A 762-nucleotide genomic window follows, 5' to 3' on the forward strand; every position below is an offset into this window, starting at 1 on the left:
ACTCCGTGACGCTCTGCCATCTGCCCAATCAAACGCTTGGCCGCGGCCACCTCTCCTTCTGCTTTCTCCGAGCCATCTTTGCGCTTCCACAACTCCATCCCGTACAACACCCGAGGATCTCCGCCCACTTTTTGCATGCACACCGCACGGTGCACATATTCCGTTTCGCCGTTGCTTCGCACCCGAATTTGACAGGCCGGGCAACATCGGCTTTCACTGGAAAACAACTCGACTCCGTCGATCGCCGCCACTCGCCATCCGTCGATCGCCCCTCTCCAGGGCCCTTTGTTGTGTTTGAACTTGGCGATCAAAAGATCCTGATTGGCTCGATGACTCTCCAGATCCCACTTCATCAACGCTTGCCGAATTGCATCATGCGACGGCATCCGCTCCTCCTTACCTACCACCTGACGAAAGCGACCTTTCTTCACCTGGCGATCCACCTCCTCCATGCTCGACAGGCGAAAGATAAAGGCAAACAGCATCACCACAAAGACAGTGGACGAGGGGATCGCCGGGCTTCGCCTTCCGTCTTTTGCCCGCTTGACCATCGTCTTCAGTTGGTATATCTTGGAGGAGCAGGAGATCAGTTCTCTTGCCCACTGCCGGTTCAGTGGCTTCACCTCCTTGGGGCGGGGGCGCCCCTAAGGAGGTTTTTCTCCACGCCCTTTCCTTTTTCCTCCATCTGTTCCTATGCAATTTGGATTTTTGATCTTTTCGACAACACTCCCTCAGCCTTTCTTCCGCTTGCTTTTCTCCCCT

The 762-nt window shown here is 55.2% G+C and carries 1 protein-coding gene; it reads right to left on the reverse strand.

Annotation, left to right across the window (positions count from 1 at the left end; genetic code table 11):
* Positions 1-623, reverse strand: a 623-nt coding sequence (locus DQG13_RS30345; protein ID WP_397334033.1) for a hypothetical protein, incomplete at its 3' end; no start/stop codon positions are given.
* Positions 624-762 lie beyond the last annotated feature (139 nt).

The sequence above is a fragment of the Paenibacillus sp. YN15 genome (assembly GCF_003285005.1).
Lineage (GTDB): Bacteria > Bacillota > Bacilli > Paenibacillales > NBRC-103111 > Paenibacillus_AR.